General features: G+C 63.8%; 24 protein-coding genes and 1 tRNA gene. 13 read left to right on the forward strand and 12 right to left on the reverse strand.

Features of this window, described 5'->3' with window-relative positions; genetic code table 11:
• Positions 1-118 precede the first annotated feature (118 nt).
• From gnd to NJLHNGOC_RS05740, 8 genes are all read left to right on the forward strand, one after another.
• Positions 119-1,120 (forward strand): phosphogluconate dehydrogenase (NAD(+)-dependent, decarboxylating), encoded by a 1,002-nt coding sequence (gnd, locus tag NJLHNGOC_RS05705; protein ID WP_110527907.1) that lies wholly within the window; start codon positions 119-121, stop codon positions 1,118-1,120.
• 112 nt (positions 1,121-1,232) lie between these two features.
• Positions 1,233-2,765 (forward strand): glucose-6-phosphate dehydrogenase, encoded by a 1,533-nt coding sequence (gene zwf, locus NJLHNGOC_RS05710; RefSeq protein ID WP_113595522.1) that lies wholly within the window; start codon positions 1,233-1,235, stop codon positions 2,763-2,765.
• 19 nt (positions 2,766-2,784) lie between these two features.
• Positions 2,785-3,612 (forward strand): HAD family hydrolase, encoded by an 828-nt coding sequence (locus NJLHNGOC_RS05715; RefSeq protein WP_113595523.1) that lies wholly within the window; start codon positions 2,785-2,787, stop codon positions 3,610-3,612.
• Between the two features lie 27 nt (positions 3,613-3,639).
• Positions 3,640-4,485: a Cof-type HAD-IIB family hydrolase gene (locus NJLHNGOC_RS05720; protein WP_113595605.1), complete on the forward strand. Its 846-nt coding sequence runs from the start codon at positions 3,640-3,642 to the stop codon at positions 4,483-4,485.
• Positions 4,478-5,227, forward strand: coding sequence for a 6-phosphogluconolactonase (gene pgl / locus NJLHNGOC_RS05725; protein WP_113595524.1), 750 nt, complete (start codon positions 4,478-4,480; stop codon positions 5,225-5,227). The genes NJLHNGOC_RS05720 and pgl overlap by 8 nt, the downstream gene beginning before the upstream one ends.
• A gap of 97 nt (positions 5,228-5,324) precedes the next feature.
• Complete coding sequence (gene rpiA / locus NJLHNGOC_RS05730) at positions 5,325-6,029, forward strand: ribose-5-phosphate isomerase RpiA (RefSeq protein ID WP_110528493.1); 705 nt, start codon at positions 5,325-5,327, stop codon at positions 6,027-6,029.
• Entirely contained in the window at positions 6,026-6,571 is a 546-nt protein-coding gene (locus tag NJLHNGOC_RS05735; protein WP_110527893.1) for a gluconokinase, read from the forward strand. The genes rpiA and NJLHNGOC_RS05735 overlap by 4 nt, the downstream gene beginning before the upstream one ends.
• 229 nt (positions 6,572-6,800) lie before the next feature.
• The gene (locus NJLHNGOC_RS05740; protein WP_113595606.1) at positions 6,801-7,277 is read left to right on the forward strand and encodes a low molecular weight protein-tyrosine-phosphatase; all 477 of its coding nucleotides are present in this window, start codon (positions 6,801-6,803) and stop codon (positions 7,275-7,277) included.
• Positions 7,278-7,435: 158 nt separating this feature from the next.
• On the opposite strand, the gene NJLHNGOC_RS05745 is transcribed toward NJLHNGOC_RS05740, so the two are convergent.
• From NJLHNGOC_RS05745 to NJLHNGOC_RS05760, 4 genes are all read right to left on the reverse strand, one after another.
• A complete protein-coding gene (locus NJLHNGOC_RS05745) occupies positions 7,436-8,533 on the reverse strand; it encodes an NADH:flavin oxidoreductase/NADH oxidase (protein ID WP_165837853.1) in 1,098 nt (365 codons plus the stop codon).
• A gap of 145 nt (positions 8,534-8,678) precedes the next feature.
• Positions 8,679-8,755 (reverse strand) — tRNA-Asp (locus NJLHNGOC_RS05750).
• A gap of 148 nt (positions 8,756-8,903) precedes the next feature.
• The gene (locus NJLHNGOC_RS05755; RefSeq protein WP_113595526.1) at positions 8,904-9,437 is read right to left on the reverse strand and encodes a carboxymuconolactone decarboxylase family protein; all 534 of its coding nucleotides are present in this window, start codon (positions 9,435-9,437) and stop codon (positions 8,904-8,906) included.
• A gap of 334 nt (positions 9,438-9,771) precedes the next feature.
• Positions 9,772-10,314: a peroxiredoxin gene (locus NJLHNGOC_RS05760; protein ID WP_113595527.1), complete on the reverse strand. Its 543-nt coding sequence runs from the start codon at positions 10,312-10,314 to the stop codon at positions 9,772-9,774.
• Positions 10,315-10,448: 134 nt separating this feature from the next.
• Between NJLHNGOC_RS05760 and NJLHNGOC_RS05765 the strand changes: the two genes are divergently transcribed.
• From NJLHNGOC_RS05765 to NJLHNGOC_RS05775, 3 genes are all read left to right on the forward strand, one after another.
• Positions 10,449-11,414: a hydrogen peroxide-inducible genes activator gene (locus tag NJLHNGOC_RS05765; RefSeq protein ID WP_113595528.1), complete on the forward strand. Its 966-nt coding sequence runs from the start codon at positions 10,449-10,451 to the stop codon at positions 11,412-11,414.
• A gap of 89 nt (positions 11,415-11,503) precedes the next feature.
• Positions 11,504-11,629, forward strand: a complete 126-nt coding sequence (gene ykgO / locus NJLHNGOC_RS05770) for a type B 50S ribosomal protein L36 (RefSeq protein ID WP_003617324.1) — start codon at positions 11,504-11,506, stop codon at positions 11,627-11,629.
• Between the two features lie 136 nt (positions 11,630-11,765).
• Positions 11,766-12,356, forward strand: coding sequence for a tetratricopeptide repeat protein (locus NJLHNGOC_RS05775; RefSeq protein ID WP_239021361.1), 591 nt, complete (start codon positions 11,766-11,768; stop codon positions 12,354-12,356).
• Between the two features lie 263 nt (positions 12,357-12,619).
• Here the strand turns inward: NJLHNGOC_RS05775 and NJLHNGOC_RS05780 are convergent, their stop codons facing one another.
• From NJLHNGOC_RS05780 to NJLHNGOC_RS05805, 6 genes are all read right to left on the reverse strand, one after another.
• Positions 12,620-13,585 (reverse strand): peptidoglycan -binding protein, encoded by a 966-nt coding sequence (locus tag NJLHNGOC_RS05780; protein ID WP_113595530.1) that lies wholly within the window; start codon positions 13,583-13,585, stop codon positions 12,620-12,622.
• 19 nt (positions 13,586-13,604) lie between these two features.
• Positions 13,605-14,651 carry a flagellar motor protein MotA gene (locus NJLHNGOC_RS05785; RefSeq protein ID WP_113595531.1) on the reverse strand — a complete coding sequence of 349 codons (1,047 nt, stop codon included), beginning with the start codon at positions 14,649-14,651 and terminating at the stop codon, positions 13,605-13,607.
• 12 nt (positions 14,652-14,663) lie between these two features.
• On the reverse strand, positions 14,664-15,491 hold the full coding sequence (locus NJLHNGOC_RS05790) for an OmpA family protein (RefSeq protein WP_113595607.1): 828 nt from the start codon (positions 15,489-15,491) through the stop codon (positions 14,664-14,666).
• Positions 15,492-15,636: 145 nt separating this feature from the next.
• Positions 15,637-16,467, reverse strand: a complete 831-nt coding sequence (locus NJLHNGOC_RS05795) for an inositol monophosphatase family protein (RefSeq protein ID WP_113595532.1) — start codon at positions 16,465-16,467, stop codon at positions 15,637-15,639.
• A gap of 109 nt (positions 16,468-16,576) precedes the next feature.
• Entirely contained in the window at positions 16,577-17,143 is a 567-nt protein-coding gene (efp, locus tag NJLHNGOC_RS05800) for an elongation factor P (RefSeq protein WP_110527864.1), read from the reverse strand.
• Between the two features lie 46 nt (positions 17,144-17,189).
• A complete protein-coding gene (locus NJLHNGOC_RS05805; RefSeq protein WP_113595533.1) occupies positions 17,190-18,278 on the reverse strand; it encodes a lysine-2,3-aminomutase-like protein in 1,089 nt (362 codons plus the stop codon).
• 134 nt (positions 18,279-18,412) lie between these two features.
• Here NJLHNGOC_RS05805 and epmA point away from each other — a divergent pair, with 134 nt between their 5' ends.
• Entirely contained in the window at positions 18,413-19,453 is a 1,041-nt protein-coding gene (epmA, locus tag NJLHNGOC_RS05810) for an EF-P lysine aminoacylase EpmA (RefSeq protein ID WP_113595534.1), read from the forward strand.
• A gap of 201 nt (positions 19,454-19,654) precedes the next feature.
• On the opposite strand, the gene thiE is transcribed toward epmA, so the two are convergent.
• A complete protein-coding gene (gene thiE / locus NJLHNGOC_RS05815) occupies positions 19,655-20,296 on the reverse strand; it encodes a thiamine phosphate synthase (RefSeq protein ID WP_113595535.1) in 642 nt (213 codons plus the stop codon).
• A gap of 356 nt (positions 20,297-20,652) precedes the next feature.
• On the reverse strand, positions 20,653-21,075 hold the full coding sequence (locus NJLHNGOC_RS05820) for a hypothetical protein (protein ID WP_113595536.1): 423 nt from the start codon (positions 21,073-21,075) through the stop codon (positions 20,653-20,655).
• A 60-nt stretch (positions 21,076-21,135) separates the two neighbouring features.
• On the opposite strand from NJLHNGOC_RS05820, the gene NJLHNGOC_RS05825 reads away from it, so the two are divergent.
• Positions 21,136-21,420: a hypothetical protein gene (locus NJLHNGOC_RS05825; protein ID WP_113595537.1), complete on the forward strand. Its 285-nt coding sequence runs from the start codon at positions 21,136-21,138 to the stop codon at positions 21,418-21,420.
• Position 21,421 lies beyond the last annotated feature (1 nt).

Below are 21,421 nucleotides of genomic sequence, written 5' to 3' on the forward strand. Positions count from 1 at the left end.
GATCAATGGCGGGGTCATTGGCCCTGCCTTTCCCTGCCGGGACGCCCGTGCCCGATGGACGTGCGTATGCCCGGCAGGCGGGGGCAGCGGGAATTCCACATCAGGAGTATCAACAATCATGCAAATCGGTATCGTCGGCCTGGGTAAGATGGGGGGGAACATCTCCGTCCGCCTGACGCGTCATGGCCATGACGTGGTCCTTTACGACCGTGATCCGGCCGTGATTTCCAAGGTAAGCGAGCGTGCGGAGGCGGGAAAGACGAAGCCCGCCACCGGTCTGAAGGACATGGCGTCAAAGCTGACGGCCGATCGCAAGATCATCTGGCTGATGCTGCCCGCCGGTGCCGTGACCGAAGCCGCGGTTGAGGAACTTGGTGGCATCCTGGGCAAGGGCGACATCCTGATCGATGGCGGCAACTCCTTTTACAAGGATGACATCCGTCGCGCCGGCGTGCTGGCGGAAAAGGGGATCCATTACGTCGATGTCGGCACGTCCGGCGGCGTCTGGGGGCTGGAGCGCGGATACTGCATGATGTACGGCGGCACCAAGGATGCCACCGACCACATCGACCCGATCCTGCGCGCGCTGGCGCCGGGACTTGGCGACGTGCCGCGCACCCCGGGCCGTGACAAGCCGGGCCTCGATCCGCGCGCGGAACTTGGCTACCTGCATTGCGGTCCCGCCGGGTCGGGCCATTTCGTCAAGATGGTCCATAACGGCATCGAATACGGGATCATGCAGGCCTTCGCCGAAGGCTTTGACGTCATGAAGTCGAAGAATTCCACCGAACTGCCCCCCGAGCAGCGTTTCGAGCTGAACATGCCCGACATTGCCGAGGTCTGGCGTCGTGGCAGCGTCGTTTCGTCGTGGCTGCTGGATCTGTCGGCGCAGGCGCTGGCGGCGAACCCCGACCTGTCGAACTACAAGGGCGATGTCGCGGATTCGGGCGAGGGACGCTGGACCATCGACGCCGCGATCGAGGAAGCGGTGCCCGTGCCCGTCATCACCGCCGCCCTGTTCACGCGGTTCCGTTCGCGCACCGGCAACAATTACGCCGAAAAGCTGCTGTCGGCGATGCGCTTCGGCTTTGGCGGTCATATCGAAGGGACGAACAACTGACGCACGCCGCGTCTGATCGCACGCCCGGCTGCCATGATCACGACGGCAACACAACGACCGCAGGCTGGCGGCCGGGTTTCTACCGGATGGAAACATTTCATGGAGCAGCCTGATGGAAAGTATTGTCGCATCGGCATCATCACAGATTGGCGACGTGGGACATGAAAATGCCCCGCGTCGCAGTCCCCCTGGCACATTTGTCATCTTTGGCGGCGGCGGCGACCTGACGCGCCGCCTGCTGATCCCCGCGATTTACAACCTTGCGTGCGCGGACCTGCTGGATGACCATTTCTCTATCGTGGCCGTTGACTGGACCGATATGTCCACCGGCCAGCTGAAGCAGAATTTCCACGACGCGCTGAAGAATTTCACGAGCAGCCGGGGCACGGAATCCGTCCCCCTGCGCGAGGACGTGTGGGAATGGATGCAGTCGCGCATCCGCTACGTCCGTGGCTCGTTCGAGGATGAGGCGACCTATACCCAGCTTGCGCACGAAGTGGGTGAGACGAACTGCATCTTCTACCTTGCCGTGGCGGCGCGGTTCTTTGGCGCGATTGTCGATCAGCTGGGCCATAGCGGCCTTGCGCATGAAACCGACGGCATGTTCCGTCGCGTCATCATCGAAAAGCCCTTCGGCAGCGACCTTGCCTCTGCCGTGGCGCTGAATGCCCGCCTGCTCAAAAGCCTGCGGGAACGCCAGATCTATCGCATCGACCATTACTTGGGCAAGGAAACGGTCCAGAACATCCTGGCGCTGCGGTTTTCCAACGGTTTCTTTGAACCGCTGTGGAACCGCGACAATATCGACCATGTCCAGATCACGGCAGCGGAGACGGTTGGCGTCGAACAGCGCGCCAAGTTTTACGAGGGCACGGGCGCGGTGCGCGACATGGTGTCCAACCATGTGATGCAGCTGCTGGCGATGACGGCGATGGAGGCCCCGACCTCCTTCGACGCCGACGCGGTGCGTGATGAAAAGACGAAGGTGCTCAAGGCGATCCATGCCGTCGGGCGCGAGGACGTGGTCCGGGGCCAGTACGGCGCGGGCACCATCAAGGGCGAGCCCGTCGTCGGATATCGCGAAGAGCCGGGCATCAATCCGCAGTCCCGCACCGAAACCTATGTCGCGATGAAGCTGCGGATTGATAACTGGCGCTGGGCCGGGGTGCCGTTCTACGTGCGCACGGGCAAGCGGCTGGCGGCGCGCAAGACCGAAATCGCCATCCATTTCAAATCCGCCCCCTATGCGCTGTTCCGCGATACGCCGGTCGAAAAGCTGACCCCCAACATCATGCTGCTGCATATCCAGCCCACCGAGGGTGTGACGATGCAGTTTTCGGCGAAAATCCCCGGCCCCACGGTGCATCTGGGCGGGGTGCGGATGAAATTCGACTATTCCGAATGGTTCAAGGAAGGGCCGAGCACCGGCTATGAAACGCTGATCTATGACTGCATGATCGGCGATGCCACCCTGTTCCAGCGCGCCGACAATATCGAGGCCGGATGGCGCGTGGTCCAGCCCGTTCTGGAATGGGAACGTGATCCCGGTTTCCTGCATTTCTACCCCGCCGGGTCAGAGGGACCGAAGGCCGCCGACGACCTGCTGGCGCGCGATCACCGGCACTGGCTCAAGATAGGTTCATGACACACAGGATGATACGGACATGACAGCTCGGCGCCCGCCTTCGGCCAGGATACGTATGGTGGTCTCGGATATCGATGGCACCCTTGTCACCCCGGACAAGCGGCTGACCCCGGCCGCGCTGGCGGCGGCGGAGGATCTGCGCCGGGCGGGAATCGCGCTGTGCCTGGTCAGCAGCCGTGGGCCGGTGGGCATGCGGCCCTTCCTTGCGCCGCTGCGCATTGACCAGCCGATCGCGGCCCTCAACGGCGGGCTGATCTGCACGGCGGGGGGAGAGATCATGTCGCGTCATTCGCTGGACCCCGCGACCACGCGCGAAGCGGTGGAGGAACTGCTGTCGCGGGAGGTGGAGCCGTGGCTGTTCATTGATTACGCGTGGCTGGTGCGCCGTGGCGACACGCCGCTGGTCCGTCATGAGGAGGAGGTGGTGAAGACCACCCCCGTCGTGGCCCCCGACCTGTCGCGCCATTACGAGGGCGTGGGCAAGATCATGGGCGTTTCCACCGACGAGGCACGGCTGCGCACGGTGGAACGCGAACTCAGCGTGCAGCTGGCGGGACGGGCGAACGTGCACCGTTCGTCGGAATGCCTGGTCGATGTCACCCATCCCCTGGCGAACAAGGGGCATGCCGCGCGCGAGCTGGCACACCTGATGGACATTGATATTCACGAAGTGGCCTGCATCGGCGACATGAATAATGATATTCCGATGCTCGATGTGGCCGGGGTGGCCATCGCGATGGGCAATGCCCCGGCCGAGGTGCAGGGACATGCCCATTTCGTGACGGACACCAACACGCAGGACGGATGGGCACGGGCGATGGAACGCTTTGTCCTGCCCCGGGCCTGACGTCAGATGACGCAGAAGGAGAAGGTTATGCAACCAGTCGGGACACAGACAGCCGCGCCGGCGACGCCGGCGGGGAAGATACGGCTGGTCCTTGCCGACGTCGATGGCACGCTGGTCACGAAGGACAAGATCCTGACGCCGCGCGCGATTCGCGCGGTCGAACGCCTGCGTGAACGCGGAATCCTGTTCACCATCACCAGCGGACGCCCGCCCAAGGGCATGAAGATGGTGATCGATCCCCTGAAGATCGACCAGCCCATCGCGGGTTTCAACGGTGGCATGATGGTCCGGCCCGATTTTTCCGTGATCGAGGCGCGCACCCTGACGGCGGATACCGCGCGCAAGGTGATCGGCATCATCCGCGATCACAAGGCGGATCCGTGGGTCTATAACGGCAATGACTGGATCGTCTCCAGAATCGACGCGCCGCACGTCGCGCGTGAACAGTGGACGGTCAAATTCCCCCCCAAGGTCGGTGTCATCGGTGACGAACTGGATCAGGTGGTCAAGATTACCGGCGTCAGCGATGACCTCGACCTGATGAAGCGGCTGGAACATGACCTGCAGCAGGCGCTTGGCGATACCGCCTCCGCCGCGCTGTCGCAGCCTTATTACGTGGACGTCACCAACCGCGACGCCAACAAGGGCGGCGTGGTCATGACACTGGAACGGCTGCTGGGCATTCCCGCGTCGCAGATGGTGACGCTGGGCGATCAGCCCAATGACGTGCTGATGTTCCGCAAGAGCGGGATGTCCATCGCCATGGGGCAGGCCAGCCCGGAAGTCCAGAAGCAGGCGACCTATGTCTCCACCTCGTGCGAGGAGGAGGGATTCGCCAACGGGATCGAGAAATACGTGCTGGGAGATGCATGACATGACGGGCGGGCATGATGTCAGGACGGGCGAGATGATCGTCCTTGCCGATGGGGAAGCAATTGCCCAGTACATGGCAAAATGGCTGACGCAGCAGGCGCTGGCGAAAAAGGACGGGCCGTTCGTGCTGTCCCTGTCGGGCGGATCGACGCCCAAGCGGCTGTACCAGATCCTTGCGTCCGATGAATATGCCGGGCGCTTTCCGTGGGCGAACACGCAGTTTTTCTTTGGCGATGAACGCTTTGTTCCCGCCGATGACCCGGCCAGCAATTACAACATGGTCGAGACGGAGATGCTTGAGCACGTGCCGGTGCCCCTGCAGAACATCCACCGCATGCCCACATCGGGCGATCCGGTGCAGGCGGCGGCGCAGTATCAGGCAGAACTGCAGAAGGTCTATGGCGCCGATACCCTCCAGCCGGGGCGGCCCCTGTTCGATGTCGTGATGCTGGGGCTGGGGGATAACGGCCATACCGCGTCGCTGTTCCCGCGTCAGCCCGTCCTGAAGGAACGCAGGCTGTGGGTTTCGACCTGTGTTCCGGACGATGCGCCGCATACGCGCCTGACCCTGACCTATCCCGCCATCCATTCCAGCCGCCATGTCGTGTTCATGCTGGCGGGCGCGGGAAAGAAGGAGGCCTTTGCCAAGGTGCGTGCCGGCGACCCGGCGGAACCGGCAAGCCATATCACCACCGAAGGTGAACTCATCTGGCTTCTGGACAAGGCGGCCGCCGGGCAATAATCCAGCGTGTCAGGCGGGTGTGACCGCAGAACAGAACAATAACGATGGGCCACCGCGCGGACGCGGAAACGGCCCGCGCGGGGAAGGAAAATAGGGTATGTCAAGCCAGAGTGGCGATCCCAGGGCGAAACTCAAGCGTCAGGCGGCGATCGAGGCGGCCTCCATGGTGCAGGACGGCATGGTGGTCGGGCTGGGATCTGGTACCACGTCGGCCTACATGATCGAGGAGCTGGGCCGCCGCTGGGCCGAGGGACTGCGGTTCTGCGCCATTCCCACGTCCGAACATTCGGCGGAACAGGCACGCGCCCATGGCATAAAGCTGGTGACGTTTGCCACCCATCCGCAGATCGACCTAGATATCGATGGCGCGGACGAGGTGGAACTGGGCACGCTCAACCTCATCAAGGGGCTGGGCGGCGCGCTGTTCCGTGAAAAGATCGTCGCCGCCGCGTCGCGCCGGTTCGTCGTGGTGGTGGATGAAAGCAAACTGGTGGAACGTCTGGGCCATCATGTGCCCGTCCCGGTGGAGGTCACGACCTTTGGCTGGGAAAGCACCGCCCGCCAGCTGGAGGCGCTGGGCGCGCGCATAACGCAGCGCATGGACCGCAGCGGGAACGTCTTTGTCACCGACGGCGGCAACATGATCCTTGATTGCCATTTTGGCCCGATTGCCGATTCCGTGGCATTGTCGCGCAGGTTGCGCGCCATTGTCGGCGTCATTGAAACCGGCCTGTTCATCGGCCGCACATCCGAAGTCATCGTGGCCGCGCATGACGGCCTGAAACATCTGGAGCCATCATGACCTCTGCCGTTCTTCAGGATCAGGGTATCCGTCCACTTGTCCTGGTGATCATGGGGGTATCGGGATGTGGCAAGACCACGCTGGCCTCCGGCCTGCACAACCTTCTGGGCTGGCCCTATCAGGAAGGGGACCTGCTGCATCCCAAGGCGAATGTTGAAAAGATGGCGGCGGGCATCCCCCTGACCGACGCGGATCGCATGCCGTGGCTGGAACGCTGTCATGACTGGCTGAAACAGCGCGTGGAATCGGGGCAGGGGGGGATACTCACCTGCTCGGCGCTGAAACGGTCCTATCGCGACATCCTGCGCGCGGACGCGCCGGGGATCGTGTTCGTCTATCTGGAAATCCCGCCCGATATCCTCAAGGCGCGGCTGGAACGGCGCCGTGGGCACTACATGCCCCCCAGCCTGCTGCCCAGTCAGCTTGCGACGCTGGAACCCCCCACCCCTGACGAGCATCCGGTGGTCGTCACGCTGGAGGAAACGCCTGCGGACATGATCGCGAAGACCATCGGCATATTGCAGGAACGCTACCCCGAATAACCCCGCCCACCTTGAGCAGGGTGATGGGATAGCCGGGGAAAACCCGGACGGGACGCCGGGGCCGTAACAGGGTATCTGGCAGCCCGTCGGGAAGGCAGCTGGGGGTGTGATGTGGTGGCAGGTCTTTTTCCCGGCCAGATCCGTAATCCCGCCAGTATTGATATTTTATCCGGATCGGGCGTCCATGACGCGTTTCATGGACGCGCCGGACCTGCAGGAATCGGGAAACATGGCGCGTAAACTGTCGGTCCTGTTTGTGTGCATGGGCAATATCTGCCGCTCCCCACTGGCGGAGGCCGCGTTTCGCGCGGCGGCGGCGCGTCATGAGCTGGATGTGCATATTGATTCGGCCGGGACGGGCAACTGGCATGTGGGCGATCCGCCGGACCGGCGTGCCCGCGCCGTGGCCCGTCAGAATGGCATCGATATCGACCATTACCGCGCCCGGGTCGTGACCGAGCGTGATTTCCACGAATTCAGCCATGTCATTGCCCTCGATCACGCCAATCTGGAACATCTGAAGCTGCTGAGGCCCGAGGACGCAACGGCGGAACTGGCGCTTCTGCTTGATCATGTGGCGCAGCGGGAGGGACAGGCGGTGGTCGATCCCTATTACGGCACGGCCCATGATTTCACGATCACATGGCGCGATGTCAGCGAAGGGGCGGAAGCCCTTGCGCTGCACCTGAAGCAGAAAGTCTGCTGAAAAACGCCTGCCGATCAAAGTAATGAGAGTTTTTGGGTGTCGCCTTTTTTCAAAAAGGCGACGTCTTTCAAAGCTTTTTGGAAAAAGCTTCACCAAAAACTTTTTCACGATTTTCTGGATATTTCATGGGCGGCCTGTGTGGCGATCCCACCTGATGCTCATTCCGAACGATAGCGCGCCAGCCAGTGGGCATAGGGTTCGGGCAGCACCTGCGCCGCATCCGGCCGTCCCAGCGCGCGCGCCGCGGCATAGGGCCAGTGCGGGTTTTCAAGGAATGGCCGCCCCATCATGACAAGATCCAGATTTTCATCCTGAATCAGCGTATTGGCCTGTTCCGGCCTGCTGATGTACCAGCTTGTCGCGACCGGCAGGCTGCTTTCCCTGCGCACGCGTGCGGCGATGGGCGCCATGAAGGCCGGACCCCACGGGATTTTCGCTTCCGGCGTGGAAAAGCCGATGCTGACGTCAAGGAAGTCGAGGCCCAGCGTGCGGAAATGACGCGTCAGGGTGATCGCCTCCTCCAGCGTCTGTTCATCATGGCCGTCGAACTCGACCACGCCCAGACGCGCGCTGAGCGGGCGATCCTCCGGCCAGACGGCGCGCACCTCGCTCAGCGTTTCCAGCAGGAACCGCGCCCGGTTTTCAAGGGTGCCCCCATACAGGTCGGTACGCTGGTTGGCGTAGGGGGAAAGGAAGCTCTGCCCCAGATAGCCATGGGCGAAATGCAGCATCAGCCATCCGAATCCGGCGTCGCGTGCGCGGATGGCGCTGGCGACGAAGTCCTGACGCACCCGCGTGATGTCATCGCCCGTCATGGCCCGTGGCACCTTGGGCAGGTTGGCGCCAAACGCGATGGCGGAGGGGGAGATGGTTTCCCACCCGCGCGGGTCGTCGGCCGCCATGTGGTCGTCGCCTTCCCACGGGCGGTTCGCGCTGGCCTTGCGTCCGGCATGCGCGATCTGGATGCCCGGCACGGCCCCGGCATCGCGGATGGCGCGCGCGATCGGGCGCAGGGCATCGGCCTGCGCATCGTTCCACAGACCCAGGCAGCCGGGCGTGATGCGTCCTTCGGGGGAGACGGCCGTGGCCTCCACCACCACCAGTCCGCTGCCCCCACGGGCGAGGGAGGCGTAATGGACGTCATGCCATGCGCCCGCGACACCATCGACGGCTACATACTGGCACATCGGTGACACGGCGATGCGATTGCGAAGGGTGCATCCCTTGAGGGTATAGGGCGTAAAGAGGTCAGGCATCTGGTCCTCTGGCGACTCTGAAAAATAGGAAGTCATCCTGCCGCCAATGGAAAACCGATGCAACGAAAGCCACCCATGCGGGACGGGGATAACGATCCCATCATCCGGGCAGGAAATGATTTTCTGAAAATGAGATGCCAAGAAATGGCGCGAGTGACGGGGCTCGAACCCGCGACCTCCGGCGTGACAGGCCGGCGCTCTAACCAACTGAGCTACACCCGCGTGGGCTGCCGGGGTGGAAGAAACCCCGGAACCATTCGGTGGATGGGCAAATAACAGGCTTCGGCTGCTCTGGCAACGGCCTGTCGAAAAAAAAACGGCATCTTTTTCATGGTGATGCCGTTTTTTGCCGAAAATCCGCCCGTCCCGATCAGCCTGCTTTCGGCAGGCAGGCCCCGTCAAGGGTCACGGCCACGCCATGCACGGTCGCGGCGATGCGCACGGCGGTCTGGATCTGCTCGGCGCCGAGGCCCGCCTTGCGGAGCTGGTGTTCATGGCTTTCCATGCACATGCCGCATCCGTTGATGGCCGATACCGCAAGGGACCAGAGTTCGAAATCGACCTTTTCCACGCCCGGGCGTGCGATGACGTTCATCCGCAGCTGTGCCGGCATCTTGGCGTAATCGCCACCGACCAGATGCACGAAACGGTAATAGACATTGTTCATGCCCATGATGGCGGCGGCGGCGCGCGCGGCGTCAAGTGCCGCGCCGGACAGGGATTCGGCGAAATGCGCGCTCAGCAGGTCCGTGACCAGCGGGTTGCGTGACGCGATGGCCGACGCCACGAACGTCCCGGCCAGTTGCTGCGGCGTGAGGGTAACGTCGTGGGAGAGGGAGCCAAGGTTGAGCTTCAGGTCCTTGGCATAATCAGGCAGGAGGGATTTGAGCGTATCGAGCGACATGAAAGACGTGCCTCGCGCAGATGCGGATCAGGAAAAGGTCAGGAAAACGGGAATGCGGCGTCCCGCCCGCGAAGAAGCATGTCATGCCCCATGCGGACGTCATCGGATGCCGTGGCGGAAGGGGATATCGGGGTCCACATGCCGGGATGCCGCGGGCGCGCTAGAAAATAAGAACCGGAACCACGGAAGCCGGAGCAACGGAAAACAGGGCTGCGGGCAACATGGCGGCGGGCAACATGGCGGCGGGCGCGGGAGCCGGGGATGCGGACGCCATCCCGCGCGGTGACGCGCCGCGCGGGATATCGCCTGCACCGGTCAGGGTCTGATCGTGCGATCAGGCCTTGATGAAGGCATCGCCCTTCTTCCAGTTGCACGGGCACAGCTCGTCGCTCTGCAGGCCGTCGAGGATACGCAGGATTTCCTGCGGGTTGCGGCCGACCGACAGGTCATTGACGCTGACGTGGCGGATGATGCCGTGCGGATCGATGATGAACGTGGCGCGATAGGCAGCGCCCGCACCCTGCGACATCACGCCGACGCCTTCGATCAGCTCCCGCTTGATGTCGGACAGCATGGGGATTTCGAGGTTCTTGAGGTCCTCGTTATGCAGGCGCCAGTTCAGGTGCACGAACGCGCTGTCGATCGACACGCCATACACCACCGCGTCGCGGTCCTTGAATTCACCGGCCAGCTTGCCGAACGCCACGATTTCCGTGGGGCAGACGAACGTGAAGTCCAGCGGCCAGAAGAAAACGATCTTCCACTTGCCTTCATTGGTTTCATCCGAAATCTGGACGAACTCGCCCTTCAGTCCTTCGGGGCCGCCGGGAACGGCCTGCAGGTTGAAGCTCGGGAACTTGTCACCGACTGTAAGCATTTGAAGAATCTCCCTTGATTCGGTTGAGGGTCAGGCAGTCCACCCGGATGGGCGCGTCCGATGGGCTATATCTATGACCCTGATGCTGCTATCAGACCAGTGAATAATTTATATATTCATGATCGAATTGATCGATGCTTCCCATGCCTTCCGCACAGCAGCTCCGCTATCTCGTCACACTGGCGGAGCTGCGTCATTTCGGCCGCGCCGCCAGAAGCTGCGCCGTCACGCAGTCCACCCTTTCGGCAGGAATCCTTGCCCTTGAGCGGCAGATGAACGTGCAGCTCCTTGACCGCAATGTCGGCAAGAAGGTGGTGTTCACGCCGCTGGGGAACGAGGTGGTCGCCCGTGCCCGGCTGGCGCTGGAGGCATTGCAGTCGGTCCTTGACGTGGCGGCGGCGTCGCATGAACCGATGAGCGGCCTGCTGCGCATCGGGGTCATCCCCACGATCGGCCCGTTTGTCGTGCCCGACCTGATCCGCCGGCTGCGGCAGGGATTTGCGCGCATGCGGCTGTCGCTGAACGAGGACCTGACCCATCATGTGCTGGAAAAGCTGTCGCTGGGGCGGCTCGACCTCGTGCTGCTGGCGATGCCGTGCGACTGCGCCGACAGCGAGACATGGCCCCTGTGGCGCGATGCCTTCATGCTGGCGATGCCCGAAAACCATCCCCTGTCGAAACTCTCGGCGGTGCCGGTTGAACGGATCGTCTCCGAACGTATGATCATGCTGGAGGACGGGCACTGCCTGCGGGATCAGACGCTGGCGCTGTGTCGCCAGGTGCGCGGATGGTCCCGCGCCGAAGGGGGGGAGGAGTTCACCGTCACGTCCCTGCATACCATGGTGGAAATGGTGTCGGCGGGACTCGGGGTCGCCCTGCTGCCGCAGATGGCGGTCGAGGCGGGGCTGCTGCGTGATCAGGCGGTCGTGGCGCGTCCCGTGACGGGGGGACAGGCATGGCGCACGATCGGGCTGGCGTGGCGTCCGCGTTCCCCACGGATGGGGGATTTCCGGACGCTGGCCCCGTTTTTCATTCCCCCGCATCTGTCCGCAAGGGAAGGAAAGGCGTCGCGGGCGCCGTTTTCCGGAGATAAAAAGTAGGAAGGAGGCGTCGTTGCAGTTGACTCATCGCGCGGTCAGGGGTATTCGGGCGCCTCTTTGCGGTTTCAGCCGCCAGTGAGGGTCGGATCATGAAAATCAGAAACAGCCTGAAGTCGGCCAAGGTTCGTGACAAGGACTGCCGTGTGGTCCGTCGTCGTGGCAAGGTCTATGTCATCAACAAGAAGAACCCGCGCATGAAGGCCCGTCAGGGCTGATTGCCGGACGGATTTGACCGTCAGGTTCCATATTGATGCGACACAGGGTCGCGTGAGCCGGCAGGAGACTGCCCGCTTGCGCGGCCTTTTGTGCCTTCTGGCGTCCCTGTGCCCTGTAATGGCGGGGCCTGCCGCCATGGCAGCGCCCGCCGCAGGCAGTCCGGCGGCGCCCCCGCCGGGCCATCATTCCGCCCCCGTGGCCAAACCGGATGCCACGGCGCAGAAGGACAAGGACAGGGCGGAGAAGGAACCGACACTGCCCGAGCTTCAGGACGAACTGGCGCATGCGAAGTCACGGCAGGCGGCGGGCGACCTGCTGGACCGGATCGAACAGCTGCGCCAGAAAGAGATTTCGCCCACGACCCGCCTGCTGGTGCGTCGTGCGCAGGATGACCTTGGCGAAGACCGCGTGGGCGATGCGCAGACCGACCTGAATGATGCGCTGGTCCTGCAGCCGGATCTGGAAATCCTGTGGCGCACGCGCGCGCAGGCGCGCCTTGCAGGGGCGAATGCCGACGGGGCGGTGGCCGACCTTGGCGTGGCGCTGCACCATGACCCGCGCGACGTGCTGGCATGGCAGATCCTGAGCGATGCGGAGGGCGTGCGTGGCGACTGGGGCGCTGCGTGGAAGGCGTGGCAGCACGTCCTGTCGCTCTATCCCATGTTCCCCGGTGCCGCCCACCAGACCGAGGACCTGCGCCTCAAGGCGTTCGGACGCCCCACCTGATTTCCCTGCGCGTGACCGACAGTCGTCAATGATCTCCTGACGTCGGCTGCGCGGTCAGGCAGCCATCGGGTGACCCATTGCCGGGCTGCCCCAACCGGCGTGTGCATTCGCTTGAAGATTGTCTGAAAACAACCGGCTGATAAAAATAACAGAAGTTTTTGGTGAAGCTTTTTGCAAAAGCTTCGAAAGGTGTCGCCTTTTTGAAAAAAGGCGACACCCGGAAACTTTTATGATTTCAGGGTATTCTTTGAGCCTGCCTTCTCTTACCGGTCGGTCAGGCGGAATTCGATGCGACGGTTACGGGCATAGGCTTCCGCCGTCGTGCCGTTATCCAGCGGCTGGAAATCGGCAAAGCCGGTTGCCGCCAGATGGCGTGGGTCGATCCCGTCGGAAATCAGCATCTTGACCACCGTGATCGCACGCGCGGAAGATAGTTCCCAGTTGCTGGGGAAGGCTGTGTGGATCGGCAGGCGGTCGGCATGGCCATCCACGCGCAGGATCCACGGGATCGAGGGCGGGATCTGCTGCGCCACCTGTTTGAGGGTACGGCCCAGCACCTTGATTTCCTTTACGCCTTCGGGCGACAGGTCGGCGCTGCCAACGGGGAAAAGGACCTCGCTCTGGAAGACGAAGCGGTCGCCCACCACCTGGATGCCCTTGGTATCCTTCAGCACGTCGCGCAGGCGGCCAAAGAATTCCGAGCGGTAACGCTGCAGTTGTTCCACCTTGCGTGCCAGCGCGACATTAAGCTGCATGCCAAGGTTGTCGATCTTGCGATCGCGGTCCTGGACCTCGTTTTCGCTGATCTCCAGCGCGGTACTGACGGCTGCCAGCTGCGCGCTGAGCTGCGCGACCTGCGTGTTCAGGTCATCGGCCTGGTGGCGCGCGCTGTCGCGTTCGGCAGCCTGCTGGCTGACCTGTGCCGTCAGCGACGCGGCGGTGGCCTGATCGGCGGCGTGTTCTTTCTGGAGCGTTGCGACCGACTGCTGCAGGGAACGGTTATGTCCCTCTTCCAGCGACAGCATCTGGCCCAGATGCGCGACTTCGCGCTGGAGCTGGTCAAGGACCTGCTGGCGCTTGTTCAGCGCCACGGACAGGAATGCCTGTCCCAGCACGAAAACAAGCAGCACGAAGATGATGACCATCAGGAGGGTGGACAGCGCGTCCACATATCCCGGCCATGCATTCAGTTCGGAGGAGCGGGACTGGCGGCGGGAACGGCGGGCCATGGCGGGAACTTTCTATGAATCAGGAGGCAGGGCGTCCCGCGCCCGGGGCGGCCGCGGCGATGGTGCGGGCCAGAAGACGCAGGTCGCCACGGATCTCGCTGGAAATCTGCGTACGTCCCGCTTCGGATTCCTGCACCAGACGGGCCAGCAGGGCCTCGATATTCTGCAGATGTTCCCCACCGCGCGGATCCACCAGATGGGCAAGACGGTCATTCAGGGTGGACAGCATGTGCTGTTCCTGCGCGCGATGTTCCTCGTTGCGGGCCAGAAGCGTCTGGAGCTTTTCAAGGTTTTCCGCCGTATGTTCCAGCAGCGCCTCCACATAGGCCGGCAGGGTCCCTTCCTCGCCCGAAGCGGCGACGCCACCGCCCGACAGGCGCGTGATGCTGGCCAGCCATTCCTCGAGTTCGTTGAAAAAGCGGTTCTGCGCCTGTCCGGCGGTCAGGTCCAGGAACCCCAGGACCAGCGCGCCCGCCAGACCGAACATGGAGCCCGAAAATGCCGTGCCCATCCCGTGCAGCGGCCCGGCCAGCCCGGTCTTGAGCTGATCGAACATCGCCGTCATGTCGCCCGATCCGACGGTCATGCCGCCGATGACATCCGCGATGGACCCCACCGTCAGCAGCAGCCCGTAGAACGTGCCCAGCAGACCCAGGAAAATCAGCAGCCCCGTCAGGTAACGCGAAAGTTCGCGCCCTTCGTCAAGCCGCGAGGAAATGCTGTCGAGCAGCGACTGCGCCACGGGGGCCGACAGCGTCAGGCGGGTGCCGCGTTCGCGCGTCGCCAGCATGGAGGCCATGGGCGCCAGCAGGCGCGGCGGCTGCGGCGTGGTCAGCCCTTCGCGCGGGTGGCGGATGGTGTCCACCCACCGTACCTCGGGGATCAGGCGCAGGACCATGGAGACGTTCCATGCGATCCCCAGCATCAGGATCCCGAGGATCAGCCCGTCGAGATAGGGGTTGTTGAAAAACGCCTGATACAGCGTAGTCCCCAGCATGGAGGCAACAATGCCTACGGCCAGAAGAAACAGGACAATCCGGAGGATATAGGTCGTAGGTCGCGTCACGCAGCTGCTCGCTCAGGAAGGAGAAGGATTCGACGCCACCACACCAGAGCGGGTCACGTCAATACAGTCCGGAGTTATTCCGATCTGATTTTCAGGCGGCAGCCCGATGGCGCGGACATAGATGCGGGTCGATGCGACCCCGGCGTGAATCAGGACGGACCGCGCGGCAAGCCCGCGCGACAGCGCGATGCGACGCGGGGTGGAGGCATCGTCGCCATTACCCTCGCCATAGGCCGCGATGCTGATGCGCTGGTCCGGCAGGTGCTGCATGACGCCCGCCAGCGTCTGCAGGGCCGCGATCATGCGCGGGTTCATGTCCGCGCTCTGGTTTCCGAAAAACAGCCGCGTGCCGCCCGGAATGCGCATTGCGTGGCCCTTGGCCGCCGGATCGGGCTTGACCTCCGGCGGCGGCGGGGCTGGATGCAGCGGGACATGCACTTCGGGCGGACGCAGGACGGGATTGGCCGGCGGGGTCGTCGCAACCTGCGGTACCGCCGCGATGGCAGCCGGGCTGGTCCCGTCCGTGGCGGATGGGGCAGAGGCCGGGGCATGGGGCCCCATTTCATTGCTGGCGGCGGCGTGGGGGGATGGTTTCGCCTCCGCATGGGCGGGCGGTGGCGCGCCAAGCGTATTGAGCACGTCGGGATGGGTGACCACCTGCGCATGGAGGACATCGTGTCCCCACGGCGCGAGGCCGAGGAACAGGCCCAGCGCAAGGCCCGGCACCAGTTTCGCGCCCGCGCAGGATGCCGTCACGGGGCGGGCGGCGGACAGGCGGGGGACAGGCGATATCCGGGAAAACATCAGGGAAGGGCGCGTGAAGGTCGGTTCATGTGACATGATGACCGACACGCTAGACGACGGGCGGGGCGCACTCAACATGATCGTGCGCATGGGGCGCGAAATCGCGGCCCCGTCAGCGGCGTTCCGCGATGGCCGTCCCCGCTCAGGCCCGGGGAAATGCCCGGACCAATGGAAGAATGCCTCAGGAACGCGGCATCAGGCTGTTGGCGACCAGTTCACGCAGGACGCCATGCAGGTGCGGGTTGCCAGCCACCGCGTCCACCGAATCCGGGAAGTCGTTGAGGTCGACGCCCTGCGGATCGGTGGCATAGCCCCCGGCCTCGCGCACCAGCAGCACGCCGGCAGCACAGTCCCACGGGCGGATGCCCAGTTCCCAGTATCCTTCGTAACGGCCGGCCGCCACCCATGCGAGGTCGAGTGCCGCAGCCCCGAAGCGCCGGATTCCCGCGACCTGCGGCATCAGCGCGCCCAGCGTGCGGGCAAAGGACAGGCGGTTCTTGGCCGAGACCTTGGCGAAGGGGATGCCCGTCGCGAACAGCGATTCGTCCATGTTGCGCCGGGCCGAGACGCGCAGGCGGCGTTCGTTGAGGAACGCGCCAATGCCCTTTTCGGCCCAGAACATCTCGTTCGCGGCGGGGTTATAGACGAGGGCGGCGACCATTTCGATCGCGCCATCGGGCAGGCGGCGCTGCAGGCCGATGGAAATGGCCCAGTGCGGGATGCCGTGGAGGAAGTTGGTCGTCCCGTCCAGCGGATCGACAATCCAGCGCCATGTCCAGCCGTCGCCACCCGACGCGCCGCTTTCCTCCATCAGGAAGGCATAGCCGGGACGCGCGCGGCCAAGCTCCTCGCGCAGGGTCGTCTCGGCGCGCAGGTCCGCCTGCGACACGAAATCGCCCGGTCCCTTGATGCTGACCTGAAGCTGTTCGACCTCATTGAAATCACGCAGCAGACGGCGCGCCGCTTTCTGCGCGGCGTTCTGCATCACCGTCATATGAGGGGAAAGTCGCATTGCCACGGTGATCGGTCCTGTCTGGTTCGGCGGTGAAACGGGAATGGAAGCGGGATGGAAAAACGCAATGACCGCGGACGCCCGGACGGGCGCCGCGCGGGTCGGTCATTCAGGACTTGGCGCGCTCGACATAGCTGCCGTCCTCGGTACGGACCACGATGCTTTCGCCCGCTTCGATGAAGGGGGGAACCATGGTCTTGACGCCATTGGACAGGCGGGCGGGCTTGTACGACGAACTGGCGGTCTGTCCCTTGACGACGGGATCGGCCTCCACGACCTCGAGCGTCACCTGGCTGGGCAGCACGACACCGACCGGGTCACCTTCGACAAGGTTGAGGACCAGCGTCATGTTGTCCTGCAGGAACGGGGCCTGATCGCCCAGCAGGTCCAGCGGAAGCAGCAGCTGTTCAAACGTTTCCGGGTCCATCAGGACGATGTTGTCACCATCCATGTAGGAATAGGTATATTCCTTTTCCTCGGTCATCAGGCGTTCGACGGTATCCGCCGTGCGCCAGCGTTCGTTCGTCTTGTTGCCGGTCTTGAGGTCGCGCATCTCCACCTGGATGAAGGCGCCGCCCTTGCCCGGAGTGATGATCTGCTGCTTCAGGACCGTCCAGCGACGGCCGTCATGCTCGATGACCTGTCCGGCACGGATCAGGTTCGCCTGCTGTTTCATAGGGGTCTCTGTCTGAACTTGTGGGAATGTCTTGAAGGATGGGCTTCTACCTCCCCCGGCGCGGAAGGGCAAGTTTTGCGCTCCCGCCTTCTTCCACCCGATGGGTCCTGCCCTGCGGATCGCGCACCCTGACCACGGTGTTTTCCATCGTCTCCAGATAGGCGGGGCCGATCGGCACCTTGCCATGGCCGCCGGGGATATCGAGGACATAGGTCGGCCATGCCAGCCCCGTCACCCGCCCGCGCAGCGCCGCCAGCAGGCGCTGCCCCTGCGCGATGGGCACGCGAAAGCGTGACGTGCCGGGGGCGGGGTCCAGCTGATGCAGGTAATAGGGCCTGACCCGCGCCGAAACCAGCGCGCGCAGCAGGGCCTCCAGCGTTTCGGGCGTGTCATTGACCCCGCGCAGCAGCACCGACTGCCCGATGACGGGAATGGCGCGCGCCTGTATCCGGCGGATGGCGTCGCGTGCCTGCGGGGTCAGTTCACGGGCGTGATTGACGTGCGCCACCACCCACATGCTGCATGTGGTGTCCAGTGCCGCGACCATCTCTTCGGTGATGCGCGCGGGATCGGCCACGGGCACGCGGGTGTGGATGCGGATGGTGTGGACGTGGGGCATCGCCTCCAGCGCGCGGATGATGCGCGACATCCGCCGTGGCGACAGCATCATCGGATCGCCGCCCGTCAGGATCACCTCGCCAATGGCCGGGTGGTCCCGCAGCCAGTCCAGCGCGCGTTCCAGGGCGGCCTCGTCCAGCACGCCGCCATCGGGACCGACATGTTCGCGCCGGAAACAGAACCGGCAGTAAAGCGGGCAGACCAGCAGCGGCTTGAGCAGCGCGCGGTCGGCATAGCGGTGGACAATTCCCGGCACAGGCGACAGCGCGTCATCGCCGATCGGGTCCGAACGCTCCTCCGCCGTGACCTTGAGTTCCGCCGGATCGGGGATGACCTGCCGCCCGATCGGGTCGTCGGGATGTTCGATCAGGTCGGCAAAGGCCGGTGGGATCGCGGTGGCATAATGTCGCGCCACCTCCTCCAGCGCGGATCGCGCGTCCTCTGGCACCAGGCCTGCGTCAACCAGGTCGCCGACAGTGCGCAGCGTGCGGGCGGCGGGACGTGGGGTATCTGGCATGACGGGACCTCCGTGACGCGGGGATGAAGCAGGACGGCAAAAAGGGAAGTCGGCGGGTCGCAGGGGTTGACCTGCGATCCTCCTGCCGCGCTGTACTGCGCGCCGGTTTTCCCTGCAACCGGAGTTGCGCGTCCATGAACGAATCTTCCGGAAACGAATCTTCCGGCCCGGCACCGGCACATGCGGGCCACGACCCCGCCTGCATTGCCGAACGCCTTGCGTTGTTGCGGCGGCGTGGGCTGGTCATCCGCGCCATACGCGCGTTTTTCGAGGCGCGTGGCTATCTGGAGGTCGAAACCCCCTATGCCGTGCCCACGCCGGGGGAGGAAGTGCACCTGAAGGTGTTCCGCACCGAGCAGCACAGCCCCGATGGTCAGACGCGTCCGCTGTTTTTGCACACAAGCCCTGAATTCGCGATGAAGCGCATCGTCGCGGCGACGGGACTGCCGGTGTTCCAGATGGCGCGCGTGTGGCGCAATGCGGAGGGCAGCCGCCTGCACGCGCATGAATTCACGATGCTGGAATGGTACCGTCCGGGAAGCCGCCTTTCGGATCTGATGGACGAGACGGAGGCCCTGCTGCGCGCGACGCTGCCGCCTGTGGTGCAGGGGACGCAGGTCGAAATCGCCCCGCCATTCGAGCGCCTGACGATGGCGGAGGCATTCGGGCGGTACGCAGGCGTTGACCTGCTGGCGACGGGCGATGACGCGGCCGCGCTGGCGCATGCCGCCGGGTGTGACCTGCGACCGGGTGAAAGCTGGGAGGACCTGTTCTTTCGCCTGCTGATGGAACGGGTCGAGCCGCATATCGGGCGTCGGCGTCCCACCTTCCTGACGCACTGGCCCGCCAGTCAGGCGGCCCTTGCCCGTCGTGATCCACATGATCCGCGCGTGGCATTGCGCTTCGAACTGTATGCTGACGGGATAGAACTGGCCAACGCGTTCGAGGAACTGACCGATCGGGCGGAGCAGGAGGCGCGTTTCGTCGCCGATCGTGCCCGCCGTGCGGAGCTGTATGCAAACGACCCGGATGCGGCATGGCCGATGGACCATGCGTTTCTCGCGGCGCTGGATGCCCTGCCGCCCTGCGCGGGGATCGCGCTTGGCCTTGACCGTCTGGTGATGCTGGCGGCCGGAACACGGCGCATCAGCGATATATTGTGGCTGCCGGAATGAAAGGAATTGTTTGAAAATAGAAGGTTGGAAAATGTTGATAAAAGTTTTTGGGTGTCGCCTTTTTTCAAAAAGGCGACGTCATCAGAAGCTTTTGCAAAAAGCTTCACCAAAAACTCTTACTAATTATCAGGGCATTACCCGGCCTGCTTTTTCAAACAGTCTCCAGGGCCCAATGGAATGAAAAAAGGCTGCCTGCCGGGTTCAGCCAACCGAATCGGCTGCGGCGTCCATCGCGGCGTTCATCGCCCGCACGCCCGCGTCGGGGCCATCGGGATGTGACCATACCGCGCTGATGACCGCCAGGAAATCAGCCCCCGCACGGACCAGCGGCGCGCAGTTGTCTGGCGTGATTCCCCCGATCGCGACGACCGGCAGCTCCATCATGCCGCTCCACCATGTCAGCAGGTCGGTTCCCGCCCGGACGGATGTTTCCTTTGATACGGAAGGGAAGAATGCGCCGAACGCCACGTAATCCGCTCCGCCTTCGCCCGCGCGCATCGCCATGTCGCGGCTGTCATAGCATGAGACGCCAAGCTGCAGGTCGTCGCCAAGGATGCGCCGTGCCTCTTCCACCGTCATGTCATCCATGCCGACATGCGCGCCATCGCAGCCGGTGGAGCGGGCAAGGTCGGGACGGTCATTGAGGATGAAGGCGACGTCGCGTTCATGCGCGACCGGACGCAGCGCGTCGATGGCGCGGCGGATCGTATCGTCGGGGACGTTCTTGAGCCGCAGTTGCACCGCCGCCACCGGCCCGGCGTCAAGCGCGCGCGCCAGCAGGGGCGCGAATGCGTCGGGATCGAGCGACTCGGGCGTGACAAGATAAAGCTGGCAATCGGTCATGGTAAGTCGATCATATGACGCACATCCATCATCGGAAACAGTCCCCATGGCGCATGGGTCGGGACTGTTTCACAGTTCGTCACCGAACCGTGGTGCGTGTCATGGGAAAGTTTCTGGCGAAGTTTTCTGCATAAAAGCCTTGCCGGACGCCGCCTTTTGGAACGGGACGGCACCCGAAGACTTTTGTTAATTTTCATCAGTCAGTGGTTTTCAAACGCCCTTTTTCGCAGGCGATCTGGGAACATCAATGATCGTGCCCGGCAGGACCGGGACCTTGGGCAGGGGAGGCCGGATTATGTTGTGCAGGCGTTCGGTCGTGGCAGGCCCTGCATTTGAAGACGATGACGATGCGCCGTTCAGCCTGCGGGGTGGGATCGCAGGTATCGCTGCAACGCATCTGCCGGGTTGGGACCCGCGATGACATGCGCGTCCGGACGGCCCCGCAGGCATGTCGCCCCGGTCATCCGTGCCAGCCGGACCAGCGCGTCGTGCTGTGTGCAGGCGGGTTCGACAATGACGCCCCCCAGCCCCGCACGAAGCCCTTCGGCCGCGCGGGCCGCCGCCATGCCGCAATCAAGGAAGGCGGGCATGCCGGTCCGCGCCGTCAGCGCCTTCCACCATGCGACCCCCATGAAGCAGCCGGCATCGGGTTCTGATACCAGTGCGCAGGAACTGCCGGGCCGGGCCTTCAGCGCGGTGCATACCATTTCCATCTCCGCCGGGGTGGAAATGACGACGAAATGACGCGGAAGCGCAAAAATGTCATGATTATCGATCATGCTTGACGTTCAGACGCCACCGGGCGATCAGTTTGCAAGGGACCATGGCAGGAAATAAGGATGAACGTGTCCAATACTGACACAACGCAGACGGGGCAGGAAGCATCCGCGCATGAGGGGACGATTGACCCGGCGGACCGGCTGGAACAGGCGCTGACGCGTATCGCCTTTGCCATCGAATGCCGCGAACAGGGAACGTGGCCGTCGCTGCCGCCGTCTTCTTCCACGCCGGAGGTGGACCTTCAGGCGCTGGCGGCAAATATTGATGTCCTGATCGCCAGGGTGCGCGATCTTCTGGATGACGGGGAACCGGCAGCCGTGATCGCGGATGTAAGGGGCGAATGAC

The organism is Novacetimonas cocois, from assembly GCF_003311635.1.
Classification (GTDB): domain Bacteria; phylum Pseudomonadota; class Alphaproteobacteria; order Acetobacterales; family Acetobacteraceae; genus Novacetimonas; species Novacetimonas cocois.